The organism is Parasulfuritortus cantonensis, assembly GCF_004337445.1.
GTDB classification, from domain to species: Bacteria; Pseudomonadota; Gammaproteobacteria; order Burkholderiales; family Thiobacillaceae; genus Parasulfuritortus; species Parasulfuritortus cantonensis.
The window spans coordinates 102,853-129,713 of record NZ_SJZB01000014.1 but is presented as its reverse complement, the minus strand read 5'-3'; the positions used below and the strand labels follow the sequence as shown (position 1 = coordinate 129,713).

Annotated in this window: 23 protein-coding genes; 15 read left to right on the top strand and 8 right to left on the bottom strand. The window is 70.5% G+C overall.

Features of this window, described 5'->3' with window-relative positions; genetic code table 11:
- Positions 1-4 precede the first annotated feature (4 nt).
- The 5 genes from EZJ19_RS04400 to EZJ19_RS04380 are packed head-to-tail and all read right to left on the bottom strand — an operon-like array spanning position 5 to position 2,826.
- Complete coding sequence (locus EZJ19_RS04400) at positions 5-442, bottom strand: hypothetical protein (protein ID WP_131445085.1); 438 nt, start codon at positions 440-442, stop codon at positions 5-7.
- 17 nt (positions 443-459) lie between these two features.
- Entirely contained in the window at positions 460-753 is a 294-nt protein-coding gene (locus EZJ19_RS04395; protein WP_131445084.1) for a DUF167 domain-containing protein, read from the bottom strand.
- Complete coding sequence (locus tag EZJ19_RS04390; RefSeq protein WP_131445083.1) at positions 750-1,337, bottom strand: YggT family protein; 588 nt, start codon at positions 1,335-1,337, stop codon at positions 750-752. The genes EZJ19_RS04395 and EZJ19_RS04390 overlap by 4 nt, the downstream gene beginning before the upstream one ends.
- Positions 1,337-2,146: a pyrroline-5-carboxylate reductase gene (proC, locus tag EZJ19_RS04385; RefSeq protein WP_131445082.1), complete on the bottom strand. Its 810-nt coding sequence runs from the start codon at positions 2,144-2,146 to the stop codon at positions 1,337-1,339. The genes EZJ19_RS04390 and proC overlap by 1 nt, the downstream gene beginning before the upstream one ends.
- Complete coding sequence (locus EZJ19_RS04380) at positions 2,143-2,826, bottom strand: YggS family pyridoxal phosphate-dependent enzyme (RefSeq protein WP_131445081.1); 684 nt, start codon at positions 2,824-2,826, stop codon at positions 2,143-2,145. Before EZJ19_RS04380 ends, proC begins: the two co-directional genes overlap by 4 nt.
- A gap of 51 nt (positions 2,827-2,877) precedes the next feature.
- On the opposite strand from EZJ19_RS04380, the gene EZJ19_RS04375 reads away from it, so the two are divergent.
- The gene (locus EZJ19_RS04375; protein WP_131445080.1) at positions 2,878-3,918 is read left to right on the top strand and encodes a type IV pilus twitching motility protein PilT; all 1,041 of its coding nucleotides are present in this window, start codon (positions 2,878-2,880) and stop codon (positions 3,916-3,918) included.
- Positions 3,915-5,039 (top strand): PilT/PilU family type 4a pilus ATPase, encoded by a 1,125-nt coding sequence (locus EZJ19_RS04370; RefSeq protein ID WP_131445079.1) that lies wholly within the window; start codon positions 3,915-3,917, stop codon positions 5,037-5,039. Before EZJ19_RS04375 ends, EZJ19_RS04370 begins: the two co-directional genes overlap by 4 nt.
- A 13-nt stretch (positions 5,040-5,052) precedes the next feature.
- Here the strand turns inward: EZJ19_RS04370 and EZJ19_RS04365 are convergent, their stop codons facing one another.
- From EZJ19_RS04365 to EZJ19_RS04355, 3 genes are read right to left on the bottom strand one after another with little or no spacing between them, the layout of a single operon-like run.
- The gene (locus tag EZJ19_RS04365) at positions 5,053-5,778 is read right to left on the bottom strand and encodes a DUF3530 family protein (protein ID WP_131445078.1); all 726 of its coding nucleotides are present in this window, start codon (positions 5,776-5,778) and stop codon (positions 5,053-5,055) included.
- Between the two features lie 18 nt (positions 5,779-5,796).
- Positions 5,797-6,594, bottom strand: coding sequence for a sulfite exporter TauE/SafE family protein (locus tag EZJ19_RS04360; protein ID WP_131445077.1), 798 nt, complete (start codon positions 6,592-6,594; stop codon positions 5,797-5,799).
- The gene (locus EZJ19_RS04355; RefSeq protein WP_131445076.1) at positions 6,591-7,040 is read right to left on the bottom strand and encodes an EVE domain-containing protein; all 450 of its coding nucleotides are present in this window, start codon (positions 7,038-7,040) and stop codon (positions 6,591-6,593) included. Before EZJ19_RS04355 ends, EZJ19_RS04360 begins: the two co-directional genes overlap by 4 nt.
- Before the next feature lie 49 nt (positions 7,041-7,089).
- On the opposite strand from EZJ19_RS04355, the gene EZJ19_RS04350 reads away from it, so the two are divergent.
- From EZJ19_RS04350 to EZJ19_RS04290, 13 genes are all read left to right on the top strand, one after another.
- Complete coding sequence (locus EZJ19_RS04350; RefSeq protein ID WP_131445075.1) at positions 7,090-8,169, top strand: Sfum_1244 family protein; 1,080 nt, start codon at positions 7,090-7,092, stop codon at positions 8,167-8,169.
- A gap of 170 nt (positions 8,170-8,339) precedes the next feature.
- Positions 8,340-9,824: a sigma-54-dependent transcriptional regulator gene (locus EZJ19_RS04345; RefSeq protein WP_240754646.1), complete on the top strand. Its 1,485-nt coding sequence runs from the start codon at positions 8,340-8,342 to the stop codon at positions 9,822-9,824.
- Positions 9,817-10,821 (top strand): NADH-quinone oxidoreductase subunit B family protein, encoded by a 1,005-nt coding sequence (locus EZJ19_RS04340; protein WP_131445073.1) that lies wholly within the window; start codon positions 9,817-9,819, stop codon positions 10,819-10,821. Before EZJ19_RS04345 ends, EZJ19_RS04340 begins: the two co-directional genes overlap by 8 nt.
- The gene (locus EZJ19_RS04335) at positions 10,818-12,254 is read left to right on the top strand and encodes a nickel-dependent hydrogenase large subunit (protein ID WP_131445072.1); all 1,437 of its coding nucleotides are present in this window, start codon (positions 10,818-10,820) and stop codon (positions 12,252-12,254) included. Before EZJ19_RS04340 ends, EZJ19_RS04335 begins: the two co-directional genes overlap by 4 nt.
- Positions 12,254-13,621, top strand: a complete 1,368-nt coding sequence (locus tag EZJ19_RS04330) for a PAS domain-containing sensor histidine kinase (protein ID WP_240754645.1) — start codon at positions 12,254-12,256, stop codon at positions 13,619-13,621. Before EZJ19_RS04335 ends, EZJ19_RS04330 begins: the two co-directional genes overlap by 1 nt.
- Before the next feature lie 63 nt (positions 13,622-13,684).
- A complete protein-coding gene (locus tag EZJ19_RS04325; RefSeq protein WP_131445071.1) occupies positions 13,685-14,755 on the top strand; it encodes a scabin-related ADP-ribosyltransferase in 1,071 nt (356 codons plus the stop codon).
- Between the two features lie 45 nt (positions 14,756-14,800).
- Positions 14,801-16,693, top strand: coding sequence for a PAS domain-containing sensor histidine kinase (locus tag EZJ19_RS04320; protein WP_131445070.1), 1,893 nt, complete (start codon positions 14,801-14,803; stop codon positions 16,691-16,693).
- Positions 16,694-16,713: 20 nt separating this feature from the next.
- Complete coding sequence (locus EZJ19_RS04315) at positions 16,714-17,349, top strand: response regulator transcription factor (RefSeq protein ID WP_131445069.1); 636 nt, start codon at positions 16,714-16,716, stop codon at positions 17,347-17,349.
- A 148-nt stretch (positions 17,350-17,497) separates the two neighbouring features.
- Positions 17,498-17,899 carry an ANTAR domain-containing protein gene (locus tag EZJ19_RS04310; RefSeq protein WP_131445068.1) on the top strand — a complete coding sequence of 134 codons (402 nt, stop codon included), beginning with the start codon at positions 17,498-17,500 and terminating at the stop codon, positions 17,897-17,899.
- Positions 17,896-22,314: a PAS domain S-box protein gene (locus EZJ19_RS04305; protein ID WP_131445067.1), complete on the top strand. Its 4,419-nt coding sequence runs from the start codon at positions 17,896-17,898 to the stop codon at positions 22,312-22,314. The genes EZJ19_RS04310 and EZJ19_RS04305 overlap by 4 nt, the downstream gene beginning before the upstream one ends.
- Positions 22,293-23,747 carry an HD domain-containing phosphohydrolase gene (locus EZJ19_RS04300; RefSeq protein ID WP_131445066.1) on the top strand — a complete coding sequence of 485 codons (1,455 nt, stop codon included), beginning with the start codon at positions 22,293-22,295 and terminating at the stop codon, positions 23,745-23,747. The genes EZJ19_RS04305 and EZJ19_RS04300 overlap by 22 nt, the downstream gene beginning before the upstream one ends.
- Positions 23,748-23,964: 217 nt before the next feature.
- The gene (locus EZJ19_RS04295) at positions 23,965-25,044 is read left to right on the top strand and encodes a hydrogenase small subunit (protein ID WP_131445065.1); all 1,080 of its coding nucleotides are present in this window, start codon (positions 23,965-23,967) and stop codon (positions 25,042-25,044) included.
- 12 nt (positions 25,045-25,056) lie between these two features.
- Positions 25,057-26,844 (top strand): nickel-dependent hydrogenase large subunit, encoded by a 1,788-nt coding sequence (locus EZJ19_RS04290; RefSeq protein WP_131445064.1) that lies wholly within the window; start codon positions 25,057-25,059, stop codon positions 26,842-26,844.
- The last annotated feature ends 17 nt before the right edge of the window (positions 26,845-26,861 follow it).

The following is a 26,861-nucleotide window of genomic DNA, read 5'->3' as shown; positions in this document are numbered from 1 at the left end:
CCGCTCAGGTTTCCGGTTTTGTGTCGGCCGGCGCGTGCACCACGGCATCCAGGCTCTCGGCTTCCCAGTCCGGCCCGGGCGCGGCGGCAGGCGTCGCGGCGGCCTTGCGGGTCCGCTTGGGCGCATGGCTGCCGACGCTGACCGGCTTGCGCGGCGGCGCCGGCTGCATGCTGCCCAGCATGTTGCCGACCAGATCCTTCACCGAATGGCTCTCCAGGCGGAATTCCGCCCCGCACTTGGCGCAGGTGAAGGTCTTGTAGGGCAGCAGTTCCACCAGGGCCAGCAACTGGCTCAGGCTCTGGTTGCGTACCAGGCCGGCCAGGTTGTCCAGGTTGAACTCCGGCGCCGGCGCGTGCGCGGGCACCGGCAGCCTGGCCTCCGCCTTGGCGCGGGCGCCGCAGTACGGGCAGGTCTTGCTGAGCAGGATGGAGTGGGAACGCATGGCCGGATTGTGAACCTTTAGGCCGGCTTCGGCACCCGCTCCGGCGGGATCGGTGCCCAGACCGTCTTGCGCCGCGACTTGTCGCCGCGCAGGAGCTTGAGGTCCCGTTTGGGCAGGGCGAGCCAGGCGGCCAGGAAGTCCAGTACGGCGGCGTTGGCGGCCCCCTCGACCGGGCGGGCGCTGATCCTCAGCTTGAGGGCGTCGCCGTGCAGGCCGGCCAGTTCGCTCCGGGAGGCACCCGGCTGCACGTGCAGGGTGATTTCGCAGCCACCGCCGGCCCCGGCCGCGAGCCAGACCGGGTAGGCGCTCATGGCAGGCCGAACGCCAGGCGGTGGGCGAAGGTCTCCAGGCCGGCCACCGGCACGATCAGGATCAGCTGCAGCACCACGAAGGCGGCCAGGGGCGACAGGTCGATCCCCGAGATCGGCGGGATGAAACGCTGGAAGGGTGCCAGGACCGGCCGCGCCAGGGCGTAGAACACCGGCGCCGCGGGCGAGAACGGGTTGACCCAGCTGATGATCGCCTGCACGAAGATGAGGGCGATGAGCAGGTAGATGACCAGCTTGACCGCCGCCGCGACGGTCAGGAGCAGGAAGGCCGGCCAGACCGCCGCGCCGGCGGCCAGGAAGGGATAGCCCGCCAGCCAGTGGCTGGCCACCACCCAGACGAACTCGGCGAGCAGGAAGAACATCAGGCTGGCGAGGTCGAGCCCGAACAGGCCGGGGATCAGCCGGCGGGCCGGGCGGACCGCGAAATTGGTCACCTTGACGACGAACTGGGCGAACGGGTTCTGGAACGGCACCCGGGTCAACTGCATGTAGAAACGCAGCCAGAACGCCGTGGCGGCCAGTTCGCAGGCCATCCGGAGGAGGAATTGCGCGGCGTCCTGGAACATCACTCGGCGCCCAGTTGGTCGCCCAGTTCACGGGCCCGCGCCGCCGCCGCGGCGGCGGCGGCGGCGACCGCGGCGCGGACGCCGTGCTCCTCGAGGGCGGCGACCCCGCGCTCGGTGGTGCCGCCCTTGGAGGTGACCCGGGCGCGCAGTTCGGCCGGTTCGCTGCCGTCCTGCACGGCCAGGGCGGCGGAACCGTAGACGGTGCCGAGGGCGAGCGTGCGGGCGGCGTCGGCGTCGAGGCCGAGCGCGCGGCCGGCGCTCTCGAGCGCCTCGATGAACAGGAAGACGTAGGCCGGGCCGCTGCCGGAGATGGCGGTGACGGCGTCGATCAGGGCCTCATCGGCCACCCAGACCGTCTCGCCCACCGCCTTGAGCACGGTCTCGGCGCGCGCCTGCTGCTCGGCCGAGACGTCGGGCAGGGCGTACAGGCCGGCGATGCCGGCACCGACCAGGGCCGGGGTGTTGGGCATGGCGCGGACCACCGCCTTGTGCTGGTTGAGCCAGCGCGCGATGTCGCCGGCGCGCACGCCGGCGGCGATCGACAGCACGCAGGTCTCGGGCGCCGGGCGCGGCAGGCTGGTGAGCACCGCGCGCAGCACCTGCGGTTTCACCGCCAGGACCAGGACGTCGACGGCCAGCGTCGCGGCCGCCTCGGCCTCGACCGTGATGCCGTAGCGGGTCGCCAGGGCGGCGCGGCGGTCCGGGTTCGGCTCGGTGACGCGGATGTCCGCGGCCGCGAAACCCTGGCGCAGCATGCCGCCGATCATGGCCTCCGCCATGTTGCCGCCGCCGATGAAACCTACCTTCATATGTACTCTCTCTTTCCGAAGATCGCGGTGCCCACGCGTACGATGGTGGCACCTTCCATGATGGCCGCCTCGAGGTCGCCCGACATGCCCATGGACAGGGTGTCGAGGCCGAGACCGGCCGCTTGTTCGAACAGGCCGCGCAGGCGCGCGAACTGGCCCCGCTGCTCGGCGGGGTCGTCCGTCTCGCGCGGGATGGCCATGAAGCCGCGCAGCTTCAGGCGCGGCAACGCCGCCACCTGGCGGGCCAGCGTCAGGGCTTCCTCCGGTGCGACGCCGTGCTTGCTCGCTTCGCCGCTGACGTTGACCTGGATGCAGACGTTCAGCGGCGCGGCCTCGCCCGGGCGGGCTTCGGCCAGGCGCTCGGCGATCTTCAGGCGGTCGACGCCGTGCACCCAGGCGAACCGCTCGGCGATCGGCCGCGTCTTGTTGCTCTGGACCGGGCCGATGAAATGCCACTCGATGGCCAGGTCGGCGAGTTCGTCCAGCTTGGCCAGGGCCTCCTGCAGGTAGCTCTCGCCGAAGGCGGTCTGGCCGGCCTGCCAGGCCTCGCGCACGGCGGCGCCCGGGAAGGTCTTGCTGACGGCCAGCAGCATGACGGCGCGCGGATCGCGCCCGGCCGCGGCACAGGCCTTGGCGATGCGCTCCCGGCAAACTTGCAACCCCGCCGGAATTGCACCCATAATGGTTTCAGACCTTTGCCCGTCTTTATTCATAACTACGCGAATTATAAGATGGAAATTTCCGACCTCCTGACTTTCGCGGTAAAGAACAAGGCGTCCGACCTGCACCTGTCGGCTGGGCTGCCGCCCATGATCCGGGTACACGGCGACATCCGCCGCATCAACGTGCCGGCGATGGACAACACCCAGGTCCGGGCGATGATCTACGACGTCATGAGCGACGCGCAGCGCAAGGCCTACGAGGAATTCCTGGAAACCGACTTCTCCTTCGCCCTGCCCGGCGTGGCGCGTTTCCGGGTCAACGCCTACAACCAGGAGCGGGGCGCCTCGGCCGCCTTCCGGACGGTGCCCTCCAAGGTGCTCACTCTCGAGGAACTGGAGGCGCCGCGCAGCTTCAAGGAGATTTCCGACCAGCCGCGCGGCATCGTCCTGGTCACCGGGCCGACCGGCTCGGGCAAGTCGACCACCCTGGCGGCCATGATCGACTACGTCAACGACAACCTGCACGGCCACATCCTCACCATCGAGGACCCGATCGAATTCGTGCACCAGAGCAAGAAGTGCCTGATCAACCAGCGCGAGCTGGGACCGCACACCAAGAGTTTCGAGAACTCGTTGCGCTCGGCCCTGCGCGAGGACCCGGACGTCATCCTGGTGGGCGAAATGCGCGACCTGGAAACCATCCGCCTGGCCCTGACCGCGGCCGAGACCGGCCACCTGGTGTTCGCCACCCTGCACACCAGTTCCGCCGCCAAGACCATCGACCGGATCATCGACGTGTTCCCGGCCGCCGAGAAGGACATGGTCCGGTCCATGCTGTCGGAGTCGATCCGTGCCGTCATCTCGCAGGCCCTGATGAAGCGCAAGGACGGCAGCGGCCGGATCGCCGCCCACGAGATCATGATCGGCACCCCGGCCATCCGCAACCTGATCCGCGAGAACAAGGTGGCGCAGATGTATTCCTCGATCCAGACCGGCCAGGCCCTGGGCATGCAGACCCTGGACCAATGCCTCACCGACCTGGTGCGGCGCAACTACGTCGATCCCGGCGAGGCGCGCACGGTCGCGGTCAACAAGGACCTGTTCAGATGAGCGGCACGAACCCCGTAGCCGGCTGGCTGCGCACCATGGTCGAACGCAAGGCGTCCGACCTGTTCCTGACCGCGGGTTTTCCGCCCGCCCTGAAGGTGGACGGCAAGGTGGTGCCGCTGTCGGAGGTCAAGCTGACCCCCGCCGAGACCCAGTCCCTGGCCAAGTCGGTGATGACCGAGAAGCAGTGGAACGGTTTCCTGAACAACAAGGAAGCCAACTTCGCCATCTTCGACGATGCCATCGGCCGCTTCCGGGTCAGCGCCTTCATGCAGCAGAGCCGGGTCGGCATCGTCTTCCGGACCATCAATACCACCATCCCCGAGATCGCCGATCTGCACCTGCCGCCCATCCTGAAGGATGTCGCCATGATGCCGCGCGGCCTGATCCTCATGGTCGGCGCGACGGGCAGCGGCAAGTCGACCTCGCTGGCGGCCATGATCGGCTACCGCAACCAGCGCCGGGCCGACCACATACTCACCGTCGAGGACCCGATCGAGTTCGTGCACCAGCACGGCCAGAGCATCATCACCCAGCGCGAGGTGGGTACCGACACCGAGGACTGGCACACCGCCCTGAAGAATTCCCTGCGCCAGGCCCCGGACGTGATCCTGATCGGCGAGATCCGCGAGCGTTCGATCATGGAATTCGCCATGTCCTACGCCGAGACCGGCCACCTGTGCCTGTCCACCCTGCACGCCAACAACGCCAACCAGGCCCTGGAGCGGATACTGAGCATGTTCCCCCTGGAGCGGCGCGAGCAGTTGCTGCTGGATCTATCCATGAACCTGCGCGGCATCGTCTCGCAACGCCTGATCCCGCGCGCCGACGGCAAGGGCCGCATCCCGGCGGTGGAGGTCCTGCTGGGTACGCCGCTGATCGCGGACATGATCCAGAAGAACCGCCTGGACGAGATCAAGGGCCTCATGGCGAAGTCGCGCGACCTCGGCATGCAGACCTTCGACCAGTCGCTCTACGACCTCTACGCGGCCGGCGTGATCAGCCAGGAAGAGGCCTTGCGCAACGCCGATTCCTACAACGACCTGCGCCTGCGCATCAAGCTGGGCGGCCAGCAGGAGGACGACCTCTCGAACCGGGCGACCGGTCCGTTCGGCGTCGTCTAGGCGGCCGCGGCCGTCACAGCGTCTTGTCGAGCCAGGCGCGCACCTGACCCAGGAGGGGGCCGTCCTTGCCCTCGAAGAAGTGGTCGGCACCCGGCACCACGACCTGGGTCGAGCCCTTCTGTTTCAGGCCGGCCGCCCGGGTGGCGGCGCCGGCGAGCACCGCGGGCAGGTCGTTCTGGCCGTACAGGTCGAGGATCGGCATCCTCAGCTTCGCCGTGTCCAGGGCCGCGGGCGCCCCGATGGCGACCCAGGCGACGACCGGCGTGGCGGGGGTCTGGCTGAGGTAGTGGTAGCTCATCCGGGTGCCCAGGCTGTGGGCGACGATGGCGACCTTCGTGTAGCCCTTGTCCTTGAGGAACTGCACCGCCAGTTTCAGGCGTTCGGCCGCCTCGTCGAAGGTGGGCAGGTAGTCGTCCACCTTGGCGTCGGCGGCGAGCACCGGCATCTGCACCGACAGGGTGGCGTAGCCGGCCTCGGGCAGTTGCTGGCGCAGGGCGCTCACCAGGCCCCAGTCCGGGTGCACGCCGATGCCGTGCACCACGACCAAGCCGGCCTTGGCGTTGGCGACCGGCGTGTACAGGCCGAGGAACTTGTGGCCGTTGGCCTGGGCGAGCCAGACCGGGTCGCCGACCAGGACCGAGGGCAGGACCTCGTCGGCCCACTTCTGTTCGCGGGCGTAGTCGGCGGCGCAGGCATTCAGGCTGGCCAGCAGGGCGGCCAGGGCAAGCAGGTAACGCATGTCATCTCCTCTCGATCGTCACGTAATGAGTCCGTACAGCATGCGCAGGCCGAGGACATAGAGCAGGCCGGCGAATATCTTCTTCAGGCGCGGCACCGGCAGGCTGTGGGTCAGGCGGGCGCCGAGCGGGGCGGTCAGGATGCTGAACAGCGCCACCCCGGCGAGCGCGGGCAGGTAGACGAAGCCGGCGCTGTGGGCCGGCATGCCGGCGGCGACCTGGCCGGACAGCGAGTAGCCCAGCGCGCCCGAGACGGCGATCGGGAAGCCGATCGCCGCGGAGGTGCCGATGGCCTCCTGGAAACGCACGTTGCACCAGTTCAGGAACGGCACCGACAGGGTGCCGCCGCCGATGCCGACCCAGCTCGACACCAGGCCGATCACCGTGCCGGCCGCGGTCATGCCCGGCCAGCCGGGCAGCTCGCGCTGCGGATTGGCCTTGAAGCCGAGCAGCATCTGGGTCGCGGCGTAGAACAGGAAGGCGACGAAGAACCAGCGCAGGCCGCGGTCCGGCAGCCAGGCCGCGGCGATGGCGCCGGCCAGGGTGCCGAGCACGATGCCCGGGGCGATCCGGCGCACCGCCGGCCAGCGCACGGCGCCGTGGCGATGGTGGGCGCGCAGGCTGGACAGGGAGGTCAGGACGATGACCGCCAGCGAGGTGCCTAGGGCCATGTGGATGTTGTAGGCGGCCGGAAAGCCCTCGTAGGCGTAGATCCAGGACAGCACCGGCACCAGGACCAGGCCGCCGCCGACCCCGAGCAGGCCGGCGATGAAGCCGGACACCAGGCCGAGCGCGGCGTAGGCGGCCAGAAAGGTCAAAGCCGGGCCTGGATGAAGTTCCACTCGTCCGGGTCGACCGGGGTGATCGAGAGCCGGTTGCCCCGGGCCAGGATGCGCATGTTGGCCAGCTCCGGACAGGCGCGGATCTCGGCCAGCGGCAGCAACCGGGTCTTGCGCACGATCCTGACGTCGACGTTGAACCAGCGCGGGTTGTCCGGGGTCGCCTTGGCGTCGTAGTACTTGCCGTCGGTGTCGAACTGGCTGGCATCCGGGTAGGCCGCCTTGGCCACCTCGGCGATGCCGGCGATGCCCGGCTCGGCACAGGACGAGTGGTAGAAGAGGACGCCGTCGCCGACCTTCATCTGGTCGCGCATGAAGTTGCGCGCCTGGTAGTTGCGCACGCCGAACCAGGGCACGAAGCCATCGCGCACCAGGTCGTCGATGCCGAATTCGGAAGGTTCGCTCTTCATCAGCCAGTACCGCATCCGTCGTTCTCCAATCTATAATCCGACAAAATCTCTCGGATATTCTGCCATGACCGGTTTCGATCTGGACGCCATTGTCGGGGCTATCCGGCAAAACTGCCACATCTCGGACGCCCAGCACGCCGGCGACCTGACCCTGTGCACCTTCCTGCTCAAGATGCGCGAACTCTACCGCTGGGAACACGCCATCCCGCTCAGCCGCGAGATGGCCCGCGCCGAGGTGGGCGACTGGATGAACCTGCGCGGCCAGCTCTGGGATGGCCTGGAGGCCGTCCCCTACGAGCCCGTGCCCCTGCCGGACGGCCCGGTCGACCCGTTCGAGGCGGCGCGCATCAATGCCGTGCTGCTCGAACACGGCTATGTCTACAGCGGAGGCTACGGCCGCCACTGCAAGCCGCACTTCTTCCTCGGCGAGCTGCTCCGGCGCGAACGCCGGCACGGCTTCGACGTCTACGTCACCGGCCACGAACTGGCGCGCGACCTCGAGGCCCCGCCGGGCATGTACCTGGACCGCACCCTGTTCATCCGGACCGAGGCGCTGCGCCGCTGGCTCTGGGAGAAGTACGAGGAATGGCGCTGGAGCCGCAAGAACGACGCCATGGCCAGGGCGCTCGCCTGCTACCCGTTCGACACCGCCCCGGAGGCGGCCCTGGATGCCATGACCGCCACCGAGATGGAATCGGTGCTCCTGCACGAACTCGGCGAGGCCCGCGTCGGCGCCGCCCTGGGCGAGGCCTGGGAGGGCCTGCTGCTGACCGTGATGCGGAGCCGGGCCGAGATCATGGTGCGGGCGGTACGCGACCTCTACGCGGACTGCCTGTCCACCTTGCCGGGCCTGGTCGAGCGCGGCGACCCGGCGGCGCTGCACTTCTTTTTCGCCAACTTCGTCGGCATGCGCCGCAAGCTGGCGCCCGAGCTGGCGCAGGCCTACGAGCATTGGCAGGCGGGCGGCGACCTGGCCGGCATCGAGCAGGCGGCGCGCCAGGGCCTGGCCCGCTGGCAGGCCGAGACCGAGGCCCTCCTGGCCATGCACGCGGAACTGGGCGACGCGACGGTGGCGGCCGTCGAGGTCCGCTACGACGGTCCGCGCCGGGACCGCAGCTGCCCCGAGCAGGCCCGCGCGGCCTAGCCAGGACGGTCGGGCATGGGTATAGAATCCATGCCATGGCGGCGCCTCGACCGTCGCCGCAGACAAATCCAATACCGTTTCGCTGTATCCCGGCCGGTGCCGCGTTGTCCCCGCGGTCGCACCTCCGGGCCGTTCGTCCGGCGCCATTTTCGAGATGGAGGAGACCGCCATTGACCGAGTTGTCGACCATCCTGGTCGTTGACGACGAGCCGCGTTCGCAGGAGGCGTTGCGCCGCACCCTGGACGAGGACTTCAACGTCCTTACCGCGTCGGGCGCCGCCGAGGCCCTCGCCCTCATGGAGGACCACCGCGTCCACGTCGTGCTCACCGACCAGCGCATGCCGGGCATGAGCGGCGTCGCCTTCCTGCGCCAGGTGCGCGAGGCCTGGCCGGACACCGTTCGCATCATCATCTCCGGCTATACCGACAGCGAGGACATCATCGCCGGCATCAACGAGGCCGGCATCTACCAGTACCTGCTCAAGCCCTGGCACCCGGACCAGTTGCTGCTCACCCTGCGCCGGGCCGCCGAACTGCAGCGCCTGGAGACCGAGAACCACCGCCTGACCCTGGAATTGCGCGCCGCCGAACCGCATCTGCGCGGCCGCGTCGGCGAGAACCGGGCGCGCCTGCGCCAGGCCTTCGCGCCGGATGCCATCGTGCGCGCGGCGGACAGTCCCATGCAGGCGGTCTGCCAGCTGGTCGAGCGGGCCGCGAACTACGACGTGCCGGTGCTGATCGAGGGCGAATCGGGCACCGGCAAGGAACTCCTGGCGCGCGCCATCCACTACGGCGGCGGCCGCGCCGAGCAGCCGTTCGTGGTCGAGAACTGCGGCGCCCTGCCCGACACCCTGCTGGAGTCCGAACTGTTCGGCCACAAGAAGGGCGCCTATACCGGCGCCAGCCAGGACCGCGTCGGCCTGTTCCAGCAGGCCCATGGCGGCACCCTGTTCCTGGACGAGATCGGCGAGACCTCGGCGGCCTTCCAGGTCAAGCTCCTGCGCGTGCTCCAGGAGGGCGAGTTCCGGCCCCTGGGCAGCAGCCGCACGGTCGCGGTGGACGTGCGCGTGGTCGCCGCGACCAACCGCCACCTGGAGGACGAGGTCCGCGCCGGGCGTTTCCGCGAGGACCTCTACTACCGCCTGGCGACGGTGCCCGTGCGCGTGCCGGCCCTGCGCGAGCGGCCCATGGACATCCCCGAACTGGCGCGCCGCATCCTGGCCAAGGTGAGCGCCAACCTGGGCCGCCGGGTCGACGGCTTCGCCCCCGAGGTGCTGGCCTGCATGCAGGCCTACGCCTGGCCCGGCAACGTGCGCGAACTGCAGAACGAGATCCAGCGCATGCTGGTGGTGTCGGACCGGGCCCTGCTCGATCTCGACGCCCTGGCCCTGGCGATCCGCCAGCAGGCCAGCCTGGCCGGCCTGCGCCCGCCGCGCGACGAGGCCGGCACGCCGGCCGGCGGCCGCCTCGACGCCATGGAGGCACGCCTGCTCTGCGAGGCCCTGCGCAAGCACGACGGCAACCTCACCCATGCCGCCAGCGAGCTCGGCCTGTCCCGGCCGGGCCTGCGCGCCAAGCTGCGCCGGCTCGGCGTCAGCGTCCCGGTACGCGGGCGCGGGCGTCCGGCCAGGACGCTGGGGAGGGAGGATGGCTGAGCCGCTCAACCTGCTCTGGCTGCAGTCGGGCGGTTGCGGCGGCTGCACGCTGTCCCTGCTCAACGCCGAGCAGCCCAACCTGGTCGACCGCCTGGCCGACGCCGGCATCCGGCTGCTCTGGCATCCGAGCCTGAGCGAGGCCAGCGGCGACGAGGCCCTGGCCGTCCTGGCCGCCTGCGCGGAGGGCCGCGAGCGCCTGGACATACTCTGCCTGGAAGGCTCGCCCATGACCGGCCCGCACGGCAGCGGCCGTTTCCACATCCTGGCCGGCACCGGCCGGCCGATGATCCACTGGCTGCGCGAGCTCGCCGGCCGTGCCCGTCACGTCGTCGCGGTGGGCAGCTGTGCCGCCTGGGGCGGCATCAACGCCGTCGGCGGCAACCCGGGCGGCGCCACCGGCCTGCAATACGACGGCGAGACCCCGGGCGGCCTGCTCGGGCGCGACTTCCGGGCCGGCGCCGGCCTGCCGGTGATCAACGTCGCCGGCTGTCCGATCCATCCCGGCTGGCTGCTCGACACCCTGCTCGGCATCGGCCTGGGCCGTTTCGGCATGGACCAGCTCGACGCCTACCGGCGCCCGCGCCTGTACACCGACCACCTGGTCCACCACGGCTGCCCGCGCAACGAGTACTACGAATTCAAGGCCAGCGCCGGCAAGGCTTCCGACCAGGGCTGCCTGATGGAGAACCTGGGCTGCAAGGGCACCCAGGCGCACGCCGACTGCAACATGCGGCTCTGGAACGGTTCCGGCTCCTGCCTGCGTGGCGGCTATGCCTGCATCCGCTGTACCGAGCCCGGCTTCGAGGCCCCCGGCCACGCCTTCGAGCAGACGCCCAAGCTGGCCGGCATCCCGGTCGGCCTGCCGGTCGACATGCCGCGCGCCTGGTTCGTGGCCCTGGCCGCCCTGTCCAAGTCGGCGACGCCCAAACGGGTGCGCGACAACGCGGTGTCCGACCACATCGTGGTGCCGCCGGCCAGCAAGGCGGGGGCGAAATGACGCGCGAACGCCGGATCGTCGGGCCCTTCAACCGGGTCGAGGGCGACCTCGAGGTGCGCCTGGACATCGAGGACGAGCGCATCGCGGCGGCCAGCATCAGCGCCTCGCTGTACCGGGGCTTCGAGGCCATGCTGCCGGGACGGCCGAGCGAGGACGCCCTGACCATCGTGCCACGCATCTGCGGCATCTGCTCGGTCTCGCAAAGCATCGCCGCCGCCGCCGCCCTGCGCAACCTGGCCGGCGCCGCGGCCACCCGCAACGGCCTGTTGGCGGAGTGCCTGGTCGGCGCCTGCGAGAACCTGGCCGACCACCTGACCCATTTCTACCTCTTCTTCATGCCCGACTTCGCGCGCCCGGCGTACGCCGGGCGGCCCTGGTACGACGAGGCCGCGGCGCGCTTCCGGGCGGTCGAGGGCACGGCGGCGCGCGACGTCCTGCCGGCACGCGCCGCCTTCATGCACCTGATGGGCCTGATGGCGGGCAAGTGGCCGCACACCCTGAGCCTGCGCCCGGGCGGCAGCGCGCGCCCGCTCGCCGCGGGCGACGTCCTCCAGCTGGTGGGCCTGGTGCGCGACTTCCGGCGTTTCCTCGAGCAGCACCTGTTCGGCGACCGCCTGGAGGCGGTCACCGGCCTGGCCGGGCTCGACGACCTGGCGCGCTGGCGCCGTGCCGGCGGCGGCGACCTGCGCCGCTTCCTCGCCATTGCCGACGACCTCGGCCTGGACCGTGCCGGCCGCGCCGGCGACCGTTTCCTCAGCTACGGCGCCTATGCCGGGCCGGATGGCCGCCTCTGGCCGGCCGGGGTGTGGCGCGACGGCCGGGTCGCCGGGCTGGACGTCGAGGCGGTCAGCGAGGACGTCAGCCATGCCTGGCTGGAAGGCGGCACCCTGCCGCCCCTGCTCGGCCGGACCGTGCCGGACCCGGACAAGCCCGGGGCCTACACTTGGTGCAAGGCACCGCGTTATCGCGGCGAGGTCGTCGAGACGGGCGCCTTGGCGCGCCAGATGGTGGCCGGGCAGCCGCTCGTGCGCGCTCTGGTGGCGGAGCGGGGCGGCAGCGTCACGGCGCGGGTGCTCGCGCGCCTGCTCGAACTGGCCGCCGTGGTGCCGGTCATGGAGGACTGGGCGCGCGCCATCGAGCCGGGCGCACCCTGGTGCGACGCCCTGGCCCTGCCCGACGACGGCGAGGCGGTCGGCCTGGCCGAGGCGGCGCGCGGCAGCCTGGGCCACTGGCTGGTGGTGCGCCAGGGCCGCATCGCGCGCTACCAGGTCGTCGCCCCGACCACCTGGAACTTCTCGCCGCGCGACGGCGCCGGCACGCCCGGCGCCCTGGAACAGGCGCTCGCCGGCCTGGCGGTGCCGGGCGGCGACCTGACGCCGGTCCAGCACGTCGTGCGCTCCTTCGATCCCTGCATGGCCTGCACGGTGCACTGATGGACAAGCTGCGCAAGCCCGAACCGGTACTGCCGACGGCGATGCTCGAGGCGCTCGGCGCCGAGGACGGGCTGGGCGGCCTCGGCGAGGAGGTCTGGATCGAGGTGATCCGGAAGATGGACGAGGTCTACAACGACCTGCTCCAGTACGAAGTCGCCCTGGAGGAGAAGAACGCCGCCCTCGAGGAGTCGCAGCGTTTCGTGATGTCGGTGCTGTCGTCGATGTCCGACATCCTGGTGGTGTGCGACCACGACGGCCGCATCGAGGAGGTCAACCCGTCCCTGCAGGCCTGCTCGGGCGACACCCCGGAACGGCTGATCGGCCGGCCGATGTTCGAGCTGTTCGCCGACGACGGCTCGCGCGCCGCCGCCGAGCGCATGTTCACCGGCCACGGCGACCGCTCCGTGCACGACTGCGAGTTGAACCTGCGTGCCGCCGACGGCGGCGCCATGCCGGTCTCGCTCAACTGCACGCCGCGTTTCAACCACGCCGGCGCCCGCGTCGGCATGGTGGTCACCGGGCGCCCGGTGGGCGAGCTGCGCAAGGCCTACCAGGCCCTGCGCGAGGCGCACGAGGACCTCCAGAAGACCCAGCAGCAGCTGCTCCACGCCGAGAAGATGGCCTCGCTCGGGCGCCTGGTCGCCGGGGTCGCCCACGAGCTCAACAACCCGATCAGCTTCGTGCTCGGCAACGTCCATGCCCTGCAGCGCTATACCGGGCGCCTGGAACGCTACCTGGCGGCGATCCACGGCGGCGCCCCGGCCGAGGCCCTGGCCGGCCTGCGCGCCGAGCTGCGCATCGACCACCTGCTCGCCGACCTGCCGTCCCTGATCGAGGGCACCGTCGAGGGGGCCGAGCGCACGCGCGACATCGTCGACAGCCTGAAGCGCTTCTCGGCGGTCGACCGCAACGCCTTCCAGGCCTTCAACCTCACCGACGTGATCGAGCGCGCCGTGCACTGGGTGAGCAAGGCGGCGTCGGACGGTTTCCGGGTCGACATGGACATCCCGGAGGGCATCAACGTATTCGGGTCGCCGGGCCAGATGCAGCAGGTGATCATGAACCTGGTCCAGAACGCCTGCGACGCCACGGCCGGGCAGCCGGAACGGGTCCTGCGCATCCACGCCGCCCGGGTCGGAAACCGGGTCGAGGTGCGTTTCCACGACAGCGGGCCGGGCATCCCGGAGGACAGCCTGGCACACGTGTTCGAACCCTTTTTCACGACCAAGCCGGTCGGCCAGGGCACCGGCCTGGGCCTGGCGATCAGCTACGGCATCGTCGAGCGCCACGACGGCCGCCTGAGCGCCGGCAACCACCCCGACGGCGGCGCCGAATTCGTCATGACCATGCCCCTGGCGCGGCCATGACCAAACTGCCGGCGGCGAGCCGGACATAACGACGACGATCAGCAGAGAAGAGGGCAACGACAAATGAGCTTCAAGAAGAAACTTACCCAGGGCGTGCACCGCTACATCGAATTCGGCGAGTACGATCCGGAAGGCAAATACGCCGGCGAGGAGCAGGAGGGCAACATGAGCTGGAGCGGCGGCACGCTCGGTTACATCAACAGCAAGTCCAAGCTGCCCATGCTGCCGCTGCCGCCGGCCATGCAGAAGATGCTCGACCACGCCTGGACGGCGGCCAGCCCAGCGGCCGGGGCGAGCCGGAGCGGCGTGCAGATGGGCGGGCACCGCCAGGGCGTAGCGGTCAAGCAGCCGGCCCCGGGCTACCAGAAGATCAACACGCCGGCCATCATCGCCAAGGCCGACCAAGGCTTCCACAACAGCCAGGTGGCCAGCGGCGCCACCCACCTGAAGAGCACCTTCGCGACCGACTGGGCGCTGCACAAGGGCTTCGACCGGGTGCGCGCGTTCACCTTCCGGGGCGACAAGCGCGACCCGCTGGCGATCAAGAACGCGGGCGGCTTCAAGCCGCCCATCACGCGCACGGACGACTGGTACGTCGAGAACGTCGTCTACAAGCAGTTCAGCCGCTGGTTGAAGGACCGCGCGGGGATGGACATCACCTGGCCGCAGTTCCGCGATGCCATCCAGAAGTCGATCCCCGACCAGACCATGAAACAGGCGGTCTGGCACTACGGCACCTGGCGCATGATGGTCGACCTGGAGCAATTCCACCTCGGCCGGATGCTGGCGGAAGAGGCCATGAAGGGCTTCATCTCCACCACCCGGGCGGTCACCGTGGCCAAGGGCTACGCCTCGAACAGCAGCACCGCGGGCTGGGTCTACGTGACCCGGATCGACGGCGGCTACGTCGTGCCGGACCAGGCCAAGCACCAATGGACGACCATCTTCGGCGAGCAGGAGATCGCCATGCCGGGCGCCGTGACCTGGGAGAACGTGATGGGCTTCCGGCAGGTGACCAAGGGCGCCTTCCCGAAGTTCACCGGTCCGATCTACCTGCGCGACCACTTCGTCAGCGAGGAGAAGGACGCCGCCGAGAAGGTGTACAAGCTGTTGAGCGGCAAGAAACAGGCCTGACCGGCCGGGGCCGCCCGGCGGCCGTTCCGTGAAGGGAGCCTAGCGATGAACGGGTCCAGGAGCAGCGGTAGCGCGGCCGATACCGGCCCGGCGACGGCCGGGGTGGCCGCCATCCCGTTCACCGAGGTCGCCGGGCGCCTGCTCAACGCCGTGGCGCTGGTCGACGCGGCCGGCCTCATCCGCTACGCCAATCCGGCCTGGGACGCCATGTTCGGCTACCCGGCCGGCGAACTGGTCGGCCTGCCGCTCGACCGCCTCCACCCCGGTTGCAGCGAGCAGGACACGGCGGCCCAGGCCGGCCAGGCGACCTGGCAGGGCGAGCTCAGGAGCCGGCGCAAGGACGGCACCGAGTTCTGGGTCGACGCCCGCATCTATCGCCTCGACCATCCCGAGCTGGGCCGCGTCTCGGTGCGCGTGCAGTGGCAGATCCCGGAGCGCCAGCCCCAGTTCGACGATATCGTCGAAGCCATCGCCGAGGCCGTGCTGGTGGTCGCGGAGGACGGCCGCATCGTGCGCGCCAACGGCCGCGTCGCCGAGGTGTTCGGCTATGCCGAAGCCGAGCTGGTCGGGCAGGCGGTGGAACGGCTCATGCCGGAGCATCTGCGCCGGCAGCACGCCGGCCTGCGCGCCCGGTTCGCCGAAGAGACCCGGCCGCGCGCGATGGGCGCGTCGCGGGAGCTGTTCGGCCGGCGCAAGGACGGCAGCGAATTCCCGGTCGAGATCGGCCTCGGCCCCATGCGGGTCGGCGCCCGTCGCTACACCGTCGTCAGCATCGCGGACGTCACCAAGCTGCGGGCATCGGAACGCGAGGTGCTGCGCCTGAACAACCAGCTGACCGACCGGCTGGCCGCCCGGCTGGCCGATACCGAGTCGGAACTGCGGGCGAGCGAGCGCAACCTGCGCGAACTGGCCGAACACATCAACGAGGTGTTCTGGCTGGTGTCGCCGGACTGGCGCACCGTCCACTACGTCAGCCCGGCCTACGAGACGGTCTGGGGGCGCGACCGGGCCTCGCTGTACCTCGACGCCGGGGCCTGGCTGGCCGCCGTGCGGGCCGACGACCGGGCCCGGGTGTCGGCCTACCTGGCCGCGAAGAAGGCCGGCGACCAGAGCGAGATCGACCTGCCCGAGTACCGGGTGGTGCGGCCCGACGGCAGCGAGCGCTGGATCAAGGCGCACGGCTACGGCGTGCGCGATCCGGCCGGCCGCATCTGCCGGATCGCCGGCATGGCCGAGGACATCACCGAGCGCAAGCTCATGGACGAGCGCCTGCGCGCCAGCGAGGAGCGCCACGCCGAGGCGGAGCGCAACAAGGTGGAGGAGGAGCGCCGCCGGCTCAGCCTGGAACTGCACGACGAGGTCGGCCAGATGCTGGCGGCGCTGAACATCAACCTGGAGATGGTCCGGCGCCGGCAGGCCGGCCCGGAGGCCGCCGAGCCCTTGCAGAACGCGCGCCAGATCACCGCCGAGCTGATGAAGACGGTCCGTCGCATCGTGCACCAGCTGCGCCCGCCGCAGCTCGACGACCTCGGCCTGGCCGCCGCCGTGCGCGGGCACCTGGAGCTGCTGCGCAGCCACGCCATGATGGCGGTCAGCCTGTCCGAGAACCTCGGCCTGGAGCGCCTGCCGGGGCCGGTGGAGATGACCTGCTTCCGGGTCGTCCAGGAAGCCCTCACCAACGCCGTGCGGCACGCCAGTGCGGCGACCGCGGCGGTCGTCCTGACCCGTAGCGCGGACGCCCTCAGCCTGTCGGTCAGCGACGACGGGGTCGGCTTCGACCCCTCGGCGGCGCCGCCCGGCGGGCCGAATTCGGATCATCTCGGCCTGCGCGGCATGCGCGAGCGCGTGCACGGCCTGGGCGGCGAGTTCGAGGTCCGGTCCAGCCCGGGTAAAGGCTGCCGGATAACTGCCGTTATTCCCCTTGGCAAGGATGGTTAAAGACGGGGGAGCAGGGCGTCATGACGGTGTGCATCGCGATTGCGGACGACCACAAGCTGGTCCGGGCCGGCCTGGCCATGCTGATCCGGGAGATCCCGGGCTACGAGGTGGTTGCCGAGGCGGGGGACGGCCAGGAGGCGCTGGAGCAGGCCCTGGCCCTGCGCCCCGACCTGATCCTCCTGGACATCCAGATGCCGCGCCTGTCGGGGCTGGACTGCCTGGCCCGCCTGCGGGCCGCATTGCCGGACACCAAGGTGCTGATGCTGTCCATGCATGCCAACGAGGAACACGTGCGGCGCGCCCTCGAACTCGGCGCCCTCGGCTATCTGCTCAAGGATGCCACCCCGACCGAACTGGAACTGGCGCTCAGGACCGTCCTGTCCGGCAACGTCTGGCTGTCCGCGGTGATCTCGCCGCACGTCCTCGGCAAGGCGGCCGCGCCGGCCGCCGGCCGGGAGGCGGAGCTGACGCCCAGGCAGCAGGTGGTGCTCAAGCGCCTGGCCGAGGGGGCCAGCGTCAAGGAGATCGCCTACGAGCTGGACCTGAGCGTGAAGACGGTGGAGACCTACCGGGCCCAGATCATGGAGCGCCTCGGCCTGGGCGACCTGCCGGCCCTGGTCCGCTACGCCATCCGGAACGGCATCACCCAGCTCTGAGCGCAGCGCGGCTCAGGTATTTCGAAGTCGATCCCGCGGATTCCCTGATACCGGCGAGCGGGCCGCGACGCTAGCCTTGAAACCGTAACGTCAGGCCGTCTGCCGCGTCCGCCCAAACCGGGCGGCGGGCCGGCCGGGGGAGCGGGATATGCAAGCGATCCGGGTGGTGGTGGTCGAACGCGACGACGGCGTGCGGGCCCAGCTGGCGGCACGCCTGCGGGAACTGGGCGTGGCGCCGGTCTGCGCGACGGCCGACCTGGAGGACGCGTTGGACCTGTGCGCGGCCCAGGCGCCGCAACTGCTGTTGTGCGGCCTGCCCGTCGGCCTGCCGGACTGCCTGGGCCTGCTCCACGGCGTGGCCGCCCTGAAGCCGGCGCCGGCCGTGGCCTTCCACGGCGCCGACAGCGACATCGACCAGCTCGAGACGGCCTGCCTCAATCTCGGCCTGCGCTACCTCGGCCTGCTGGCCGCGCCGGCGAGCCAGGCCCGGCTGCAGCGCATGGTCGGCCAGTTGCGCGCCTTCCCGGCGGACCGGGAGGCCAGGTCGTGAAAGCGCCCCTGCGCCCCCTGGTCCCGGCTGCCGCCGTCCTCGGGCTGGGCTGCCTGTTCGCCCTCTGGTTGCGCGGCGGCATCGTGCAGGCGCAGCAGACCGAAAAGGCGGCCCGCTTCGACGGCCTGGCCCAACGCATCGCCGGCCAACTGGGGCAACGCCTGCAGACCTACGAATACGGCCTGCGCGGGGCGCGCGGCGCCGTCATCAGCGCGGGTCCGGAGGGCATCACCCAGGCGCGTTTCCTGGCCTACAGCCGGTCCCGCGAACTGGACCGGGAATTCCCCGGCTCGCGCGGCTTCGGCTTCATCCGCCGGGTGGCGCCCGGCCAGGAGGCGGCCTTCCTGCGCCGGGCGCGCGCCGACGGCAAGCCCGACTTCGCCATCCGGGAACTGGCGCCCCACGGCGGCGACCGCCTGGTCATCCAGTACATCGAGCCGGAGGCCAACAACCGCCAGGCGGTCGGCCTCGACATCGCCTCCGAAGCCAATCGCCTGCAGGCCGCCGCCACGGCCATGCGGACGGGGACGCCGGTCCTGACCCGGCCCATCACCCTGGTCCAGGCCAGCGGCAAGCCTAAACGCGGTTTTCTGTTCCTGCTGCCGATCTACCGGTCGGGCATGGCCCTCGATACGCCGGAGCGGCGCGCCCGGGCGGCCTACGGCCTGGCCTACACGCCCCTGGTGATCGACGACGTGTTGGCCGATTTCGACCTCGGCGGCGGCACCGTCGCCCTGGCCCTCCACGATGCCGACCGCAAGGCGGCGCCGGACCGCTTCTATGCCTCGGCCGGGGCCGACGGCGCCGCCGCGGACGGCCTCGCCAAGCGCCTCCCGGTCTCCCTGTACGGGCGCGACTGGCTGGTCGAGGTCAAGGCGCAGCCCGGCTTCGTCGCCGGCCTCAACCTGGCCGACCCCGACCGCGCGGCCCTGGAAGTGGTGGCGGCGGCCGCTCTGGTGGCCATCCTGGCCTACGGCTTCCTGGCCAGCCGGGAACGGCGCCGCCAGGCCCTGCTCGACCAGGGCCGCCTGGCGGCCATCGTGGCCAGTTCCAACGACGCCATCATCGGCAAGACCCTGGCCGGGGTGGTCACCAGCTGGAACCGGGCGGCGGAGAAGATATTCGGCTATCGGGCCGAGCAGGCGATCGGCCACACCCTGACCGAGCTGACCGTTCCAGCGGAACTGTACGCCGAGGAGGCCGACATCCTGGCCCGGGTCGGCAACGGCGAAACCGTACCGCACTTCACCACCCGTCGCCGGCGCAGCGATGGCCGCCTGATCGACGTTTCGATCACCGTATCGCCCCTGCGCGACGAGGGCGGCCGGGTCGTCGGCGCCGCCAAGACGGTGCGCGACATCACCGAGCAGAAGCGCAGCGAGGCACGCTTCCACCTCGCCGTGGAGGCGGCGCCCACGGCCATGCTGATGGTCGACGCCGGCCAGCTCATCACCCTGGCCAACCGCAAGGCCGAGGAGCTGTTCGGCTACACCGGCGCGGAACTGCTCGGCCTGCCGCTGGCCCGGCTCATCCCGGACCGCTACCGCGCCGCCCACGCCGGCCACGTCGAGGCCTTCGTCGGCCACGCCAGCGCCCGCGCCATGGGGGCGGGCCGGGAACTGTTCGGCCTGCGCAAGGACGGCAGCGAAGTGCCGGTCGAGATCGGCCTCAACCCGGTCGAAACGCCGGACGGGCCGCTGATCCTGGCCTCGATCACGGACATCTCGGTGCGCCGAGGGCTCGAGCATCGCCTGCAGGCCACCGTCGAGCGCCTCAAGCTGGCCGTCGACGCCGCCGGCCTGGGCATCTGGGTCTGGCACCTGGCCGACAACCGCCTGGACTGGGACGAGCGCATGTTCGAGCTCTACCGCGCCCCCGCCTCGCTGCGCGACAGCGGTCTGCACTACGACTTCTGGCGCGACCACGTCCATCCCGACGATGTCGCCATGGCGGAGCGCAAGCTGCACCAGCACCTCGACGGCGTCGGCGTCTACGATCCGACCTTTCGGGTCATCCGGGACGACGGCAGCGTCCGCTACATCCAGGCCGCGGCCATCCTCGAACGGGGCCCGGACGGCCGCCCGGTGCGCATGGTCGGCATCAACCGCGACGTCACCGGGGCCAAGGCGGCGGAGGCCCGCATCCTGGAACTGAACGCCACCCTGGAGGCCCAGGTCGCCGAACGCACCGCCGAGCTGCACCGGGCCATGGGGGTGGCGGAGCGCGCCAACCAGGCCAAGTCCGAGTTCCTCGCCAACATGAGCCATGAGATCCGGACGCCGATGAATGCGGTCCTCGGTCTTTGCTACCTGCTCGAAAAACAGGAGCTGACGCCGGTTTCGCGCGACATGGTGCAGAAGATCCACGGCGCCGGGCGGTCGCTGCTCGGCATCATCAACGACATCCTGGACTTCTCCAAGATCGAGGCCCAGCGCCTGGTCATCGAGCAGGTGCCGTTCCGCCTCTCCGACGTCCTCGACAACCTCGCCAGCATCATGTCCTCCGCGGTCGGCAGCAAGGCCATCGAGGCGGTGGTGGCGCCCGTCCCGCTCGGTGCCGACTTCCTGCGCGGTGACCCGCTGCGCCTGGGCCAGGTGCTGATCAACCTGGCCGGCAACGCCATCAAGTTCACCGATGAGGGCGAGGTGGTGATGGCGACCGAACTGGTCACCTCGGACGCCGACGGCGTCCGCCTCCGGTTCAGCGTCCGCGACACCGGCATCGGCATCCCGCCGGACAAGCAGGAGGCCATCTTCAGCGCCTTCACACAGGCCAACAACTCGACCACGCGCAGCTTCGGCGGCACCGGCCTGGGGCTGACCATCAGCCGCCGCCTGGTCGAGCTGATGGGCGGCACCCTGCGGGTCGCCAGCGAGCCCGGCAAGGGCAGCGCGTTCAGTTTCGAGCTGCCCTTCGAGTTCAGCGACCCGGCCCACAACGCCATGCCCGAGATGCTGCACCAGCGCCTGCTGATCGCCGACGACCAGGCGACCGCGCGCGCGGTCCTGGCCGAGACGGCGGCCAGCCTGGGCTGGCACGCCGACGCCGTGCCCGACGGCGACGGGGCCGTCGAGTTGACGAGCCAGTCCGGCGCCCACCCCTACGACGTCCTGCTCCTGGACTGGCGCATGCCGGGCCTCGACGGCCTCGCCGCCGCCAGCCGCATACGCGCCCGCTTCGAGCACGGCGACGCGCCCATCATCGTCATGGTGACGGCGTTCGACCGCGACCTCCTGGCCGGGCAGCCCGGCGCCGACGCCGTCGACGTCGTGTTGTCCAAGCCGGTCACCGCATCGAGCCTGTACAACGCGGTCCTGGAGGCCAAGAACCAGCGCGGCCGCCTGCGCGACGTCGGCCAGCCCGCCCGCGACCAGGGCACGACCCGGCGCCTGGCCGGCCTGCGCGTGCTGGTGGTGGACGACAGCGACATCAACCGCGAGGTGGCGCAGCGCATCCTGGCGGACGAGGGTGCCACGGTCGAACTGGCCGAGGACGGCCAGGCGGCGCTGGCCGTCCTGAACGGCCGCCGGGACCATTTCGACGTCGTCCTCATGGACGTCCAGATGCCGGTCATGGACGGCTACGAGGCGACCCGGCGGATTCGCGCGACGGCCGACCTGGCGGACCTGCCCGTGGTCGCGCTGACGGCGGGGGCGTTCAGGAGCCAGCGCGACGCGGCCTTCGCGGCCGGCGTCGACGACTTCGTCGCCAAGCCGTTCGACGTCGACGAACTGGTCGGCGTGGTCCGCAAGCTGAGCCGGAACGGCCGGGCCGGCGCGGCGGTGGCGCCGGAGCCGACGGCCGAGGAACCGCCCGGCGCCGCCGCCGTCCTCGACCTCGACCGGGCCCTCAAGGTCTGGAAGGACGCCGAGGCCTACCGGCGCTACCTGCGCAAGTTCGCCGATGGCTACGCCGATGCGGCACGGCAACTGGCCGGCCTGGAAGGCGCCGACGCGGCGGCGGCGGCGCACCGGCTGCGCGGCGCGGCCGGCCAGCTGGGCATCGGCGTGGTCGCCGACGCCGCCGCGGACCTGGAGCGCCGGCTGAGCGCCGGCGAGCCGGCGGCGGCCGGGCTGGCGCGCCTGCGGGTGGCACTGGCGGACGCCATGGCGGCAATCGCCGACTACGCCGGCGCCCCGGTCCCGGCGCCCGCCGGGCTGTCCCGGGCGGCGGCGCCGGAGGCCTCGGCGCCGGCCCTGGCGGCGTTGCTGGAGGCCCTCGACGGCGACGACGCCGCACGGGTCGAGCGGGTCCTGGACACCCTGGCCGCCCTGCTGCCGGGCGAGTCGCTGCGCCGCCTGCGCACGCTGGTGGCGAACTACGACTATCGCGCCGCCGAGACGGAGGCCCGCCGCCTGCTCGGCGCAGCCAAGCTGGAAATGGAGGTCATGCCATGTCGAACGCCCCGATCCTGATCGTCGACGACGAACCGCTCAACCTGGACGCGTTGCGCCACATCCTGGAGCAGGACCACCGCCTGGTCGTCGCCCGCAACGGCCGGGAGGCGCTCGCCGCCGTGGCCAAGCACAAGCCGTCCCTGATCCTGATGGACATCCAGATGCCCGAGATGGACGGCTACGACGCCTGTCTCGCGCTCAAGGCCGACCCGGCCACCGAGGCCATCCCGGTGATCTTCGTCACCAGCCTGTCGGAGACCTGGGACGAGGCGACCGGCTTCGAATGCGGGGCGGTGGACTACATCGTCAAGCCGGTCTCGCCCCAGGTGGTACGGGCCCGGGTGCGCACCCACCTGTCGCTGGTGCGGGCCAGCGACCTGGAACGCAGCTATCGCGACGCGATCTACATGCTCGGCCGCGCCGGCCACTTCAACGACAACGACACCGGCGTGCACATCTGGCGCATGGCGGCCTACGCCCGCGAACTGGCGCTCGCCGCCGGCTGGCACCACGACGACTGCCACAACCTGGAGCTGGCGGCCCCGATGCACGACACCGGCAAGATGGGCATCCCGGGCAGCATCCTGCGGAAGCCGGGCAAGCTGGACGCCGACGAATGGCAGGTCATGAAGACCCACGCCCGCATCGGCTACGAGATCCTCCGCGGCAGCGACGCCCCGGTATTCCGGCTGGCGGCCGAGGTGGCGCTGCGCCACCACGAGAAATGGGATGGCAGCGGCTACCCGGACGGCCTCGCCGGCAGCGCCATCCCGGAGTCGGCGCGCATCGTGGCGATCGCCGACGTGTTCGACGCCCTGACCATGCGGCGCCCCTACAAGGAGCCCTGGCCCATGGCGCAGGTCATCGCCCACATGAAGCAGGGCGCCGGCAACCACTTCGACCCGGCCCTGATCGCCCATTTCACCGCGATCCTGCCCCGCCTCCTCGCCATCAAGGCGGAATGGGACGCCCGCGAGGCGGCCTCCGGCGGCGCCGCCGCCGCCGGCGCCGAGGCGGCCCGGCCGGCCGAGCGGGCGCTGGTATTGAGCGCGAAGGAGGTCATCCACGCGCACCGGGAATGGAAGGTCCGCTTCCAGCGCGCGATGGCCCAGCGCCTGCGCCTGAACGTCGAGGAGATCGCTTCCGACCAATGCTGCCCGTTCGGGAAGTGGCTCGGCTGCCTGGGCCACGGCCGCCGTCGCCCGCCGGCCAGCCACGAGGACTGCGCCGCCCTGCACCGGGCCTTCCATGCCGAGGCCGGCCGGGTCGCCGACCTGATCAACCGGGGCGACTTCCGGACCGCCGCGCGCATGCTCGCCCACGGCTCAGTCTATGCCCAGGCCTCGGACCGCCTGGTCGCCGGCGTCAAGGTGCTGTTCCGGGAGGTCCAGGAAGGGCAGGCGGTCGGCCACGAACCGGCGCTGGCGCGGCCGGTCGCGGCGCGGGGATGACGGCAGGATGTCGCCGGCCGGTCCGCCCGGATAAATGGCAAGCCAATTTCCTATTTTGGCGGCCGATAAAAAGAAAATAACTTTTTCTTTTTTGCGGCGCGATCCGTCCGGAGGTTTCGAAAATATTGATTTATATGAATAAAAAATAAACGTCCGGGCTGGCACGGAACTTGTTGTGACCTCTCCACCCATTCGACCGAGCGTCAGGAGGAGAGACATGACGGAAACCTTTTACGAGGTGATGCGCCGGCAGGGCATCACCCGCCGCAGCTTCATCAAGTTCTGCAGCCTGACGGCGGCATCCCTGGGCCTCGGCCCGTCCTACGTCGGGCGCATCGCCAACGCCATGGAGACCAAGCCGCGCACGCCGGTGATCTGGCTGCACGGCCTGGAATGCACCTGCTGCTCGGAATCCTTCATCCGCTCCGCCCATCCGCTCGCCAAGGACGTCGTCCTGTCCATGCTGTCGCTCGACTACGACGACACCCTGATGGCCGCCGCCGGCCACCAGGCCGAGGCCATCATCGCGGAGATCAAGGCCAAGTACAAAGGCAACTACATCCTCGCCGTCGAGGGCAACCCGCCCCTGAACGAGGACGGCATGTTCTGCATCCACGGCGGCCGGCCCTTCGTCGAGGTGCTCAAGGAGACCGCCGCCGACGCCAAGGCGGTGATCGCCTGGGGCGCCTGCGCCTCCTGGGGCTGCGTCCAGGCCGCCAAGCCGAATCCGACCCGGGCCACGCCGATCGACAAGGTCATCTCGGGCAAGCCGATCGTCAAGGTGCCCGGCTGCCCGCCCATCGCCGAGGTGATGACCGCGGTGGTCACCTACATGCTCACCTTCGACCGCATCCCCGAGCTGGACCGCCAGGGCCGGCCGAAGATGTTCTACGGCCAGCGCATCCACGACAAGTGCTACCGGCGGCCGCACTTCGACGCCGGCCAGTTCGTCGAGGCCTGGGACGACGAGGCCGCGCGCAAGGGCTACTGCCTCTACAAGATGGGCTGCAAGGGGCCGACCACCTACAACGCCTGTTCCACCACGCGCTGGAACGACGGCGTCTCCTTCCCGATCCAGTCCGGCCACGGCTGCATCGGCTGCTCCGAGGACGGCTTCTGGGACAAGGGCTCGTTCTACGACCGCCTGACCGGCATCAACCAGTTCGGCATCGAGGCCAACGCCGACAAGGTCGGCGCCACGGCGGCCGGCGTGGTGGGCGCGGCGGTGGCGGCGCACGCGGCGGTGAGCGCGCTCAAGCGCGGCCGCCTGGAACAGTCCGACGGCGACAACAAGTAATCAGGAGCGAACATGGCATACGAGACTCAAGGCTTCAAACTGGACAACTCCGGCAAGCGCGTCGTCGTCGACCCGGTGTGCCGGATCGAGGGCCACCTGCGCGTCGAGGTCAACCTCGATTCCAGCAACGTGATCCGCAACGCGGTCTCCACCGGCACCATGTGGCGCGGCCTGGAGGTCATCCTCAAGGGCCGCGACCCGCGCGACGCCTGGGCCTTCACCGAGCGCATCTGCGGCGTCTGCACCGGCACCCACGCGCTCACCTCGGTGCGCGCGGTCGAGGACGCCCTGGCCATCCAGATCCCGGAGAACGCCAACAGCATCCGCAACATCATGCAGCTGACCCTGCAGGTGCACGACCACCTGGTGCACTTCTATCACCTGCACGCGCTCGACTGGGTCGACGTGGTGTCGGCCCTGTCCGCCGACCCCAAGAAGACCTCGGAACTGGCCCAGAGCATCTCCAACTGGCCGCTGTCCTCGCCCGGCTATTTCCGCGACCTGCAGAACCGCCTGAAGAAGTTCGTCGAGTCGGGCCAGCTCGGCCCGTTTATGAACGGCTATTGGGGCAACCCGGCCTACAAGCTGCCGCCCGAGGCCAACCTGATGGCGGTGGCCCACTACCTGGAGGCGCTCGACTTCCAGAAGGAGATCGTCAAGATCCACACCATCTTCGGCGGCAAGAACCCGCACCCGAACTGGCTGGTCGGCGGCGTCCCGTGCGCCATCAACCTGGACGGCACGGGCGCCGTCGGCGCCGTCAACATGGAGCGCCTGAACCTGGTCAAGAGCATCATCGACCGTTCCATCGAGTTCACCGAGCAGGTCTACATCCCCGACCTGATCGCCATCGCCAAGTTCTACAAGGGCTGGCTGTACGGCGGCGGCCTGTCGTCCAAGAGCGTCATGTCCTACGGCGACATCCCGGACAAGGCCAACGACTACTCGGCCGGCAACCTGCTCCTGCCGCGCGGCGCCATCATCAACGGCGACCTCGGCAAGGTCCACGACGTCGACCTCAAGGACCCCGAGCAGATCCAGGAATTCGTCACCCACTCCTGGTACAAGTACCCGGACGAGACCAAGGGCCTGCACCCGTGGGACGGCGTCACCGAGCCCAACTTCGTGCTCGGCCCCAACACCAAGGGGACCAAGACCAACATCCAGGAGCTGGACGAGTCGGGCAAGTATTCCTGGATCAAGTCGCCGCGCTGGCGCGGCAACGCCATGGAGGTCGGCCCGCTGGCCCGCTACATCATCGGCTACGCGCAGAAGAAGCCCGAGTTCAAGGAACCGGTCGAGGCCTTGCTCAAGGAGCTCGACGCCCCGGTCCAGGCCCTCTTCTCGACCCTCGGCCGGACCGCCGCACGCGGCCTGGAATGCCAGTGGGCGGCGCACAAGATGTCCTACTTCTTCGACAAGCTCATGGCCAACCTGAAGGCCGGCGACCTGAGCACCGCCAACGTCGACAAGTGGGAACCGGCGACCTGGCCCAAGGCCACCAAGGGGGCCGGCTTCACCGAGGCGCCGCGCGGCGCCCTGGGCCACTGGGTGAAGATCCAGGACGGCAAGATCGACAACTACCAGTGCGTGGTGCCGACCACCTGGAACGGCAGCCCGCGCGATCCCAAGGGCCAGATCGGCGCCTTCGAGGCCAGCCTGATGGACACCCCGCTGGCCAAGGCCGACCAGCCCCTGGAGATCCTGCGCACCCTGCACAGTTTCGACCCCTGCCTGGCCTGCTCGACCCACGTCATGGCGCCGGACGGCCAGGAAATGACCAAGGTACGGGTGCGTTGACGCGCCGCTGAACCAAG

Excerpts from the sequence above, each read along its gene's own strand:
- EZJ19_RS04380 (WP_131445081.1), bottom strand. The coding sequence starts at position 2,826 with ATGGGTGCAATTCCGGCGGGGTTGCAAGTTTGCCGGGAGCGCATCGCC.
- EZJ19_RS04300 (WP_131445066.1), top strand. The coding sequence starts at position 22,293 with ATGTCGAACGCCCCGATCCTGATCGTCGACGACGAACCGCTCAACCTG.
- proC (WP_131445082.1), bottom strand. The coding sequence starts at position 2,146 with ATGAAGGTAGGTTTCATCGGCGGCGGCAACATGGCGGAGGCCATGATC.
- EZJ19_RS04310 (WP_131445068.1), top strand. The coding sequence starts at position 17,498 with ATGCAAGCGATCCGGGTGGTGGTGGTCGAACGCGACGACGGCGTGCGG.
- EZJ19_RS04320 (WP_131445070.1), top strand. The coding sequence starts at position 14,801 with ATGAACGGGTCCAGGAGCAGCGGTAGCGCGGCCGATACCGGCCCGGCG.
- EZJ19_RS04355 (WP_131445076.1), bottom strand. The coding sequence starts at position 7,040 with ATGCGGTACTGGCTGATGAAGAGCGAACCTTCCGAATTCGGCATCGAC.
- EZJ19_RS04390 (WP_131445083.1), bottom strand. The coding sequence starts at position 1,337 with ATGTTCCAGGACGCCGCGCAATTCCTCCTCCGGATGGCCTGCGAACTG.
- EZJ19_RS04375 (WP_131445080.1), top strand. The coding sequence starts at position 2,878 with ATGGAAATTTCCGACCTCCTGACTTTCGCGGTAAAGAACAAGGCGTCC.
- EZJ19_RS04335 (WP_131445072.1), top strand. The coding sequence starts at position 10,818 with ATGACGCGCGAACGCCGGATCGTCGGGCCCTTCAACCGGGTCGAGGGC.
- EZJ19_RS04340 (WP_131445073.1), top strand. The coding sequence starts at position 9,817 with ATGGCTGAGCCGCTCAACCTGCTCTGGCTGCAGTCGGGCGGTTGCGGC.
- EZJ19_RS04295 (WP_131445065.1), top strand. The coding sequence starts at position 23,965 with ATGACGGAAACCTTTTACGAGGTGATGCGCCGGCAGGGCATCACCCGC.
- EZJ19_RS04350 (WP_131445075.1), top strand. The coding sequence starts at position 7,090 with ATGACCGGTTTCGATCTGGACGCCATTGTCGGGGCTATCCGGCAAAAC.
- EZJ19_RS04370 (WP_131445079.1), top strand. The coding sequence starts at position 3,915 with ATGAGCGGCACGAACCCCGTAGCCGGCTGGCTGCGCACCATGGTCGAA.
- EZJ19_RS04315 (WP_131445069.1), top strand. The coding sequence starts at position 16,714 with ATGACGGTGTGCATCGCGATTGCGGACGACCACAAGCTGGTCCGGGCC.
- EZJ19_RS04365 (WP_131445078.1), bottom strand. The coding sequence starts at position 5,778 with ATGCGTTACCTGCTTGCCCTGGCCGCCCTGCTGGCCAGCCTGAATGCC.
- EZJ19_RS04290 (WP_131445064.1), top strand. The coding sequence starts at position 25,057 with ATGGCATACGAGACTCAAGGCTTCAAACTGGACAACTCCGGCAAGCGC.
- EZJ19_RS04400 (WP_131445085.1), bottom strand. The coding sequence starts at position 442 with ATGCGTTCCCACTCCATCCTGCTCAGCAAGACCTGCCCGTACTGCGGC.
- EZJ19_RS04325 (WP_131445071.1), top strand. The coding sequence starts at position 13,685 with ATGAGCTTCAAGAAGAAACTTACCCAGGGCGTGCACCGCTACATCGAA.
- EZJ19_RS04330 (WP_240754645.1), top strand. The coding sequence starts at position 12,254 with ATGGACAAGCTGCGCAAGCCCGAACCGGTACTGCCGACGGCGATGCTC.
- EZJ19_RS04395 (WP_131445084.1), bottom strand. The coding sequence starts at position 753 with ATGAGCGCCTACCCGGTCTGGCTCGCGGCCGGGGCCGGCGGTGGCTGC.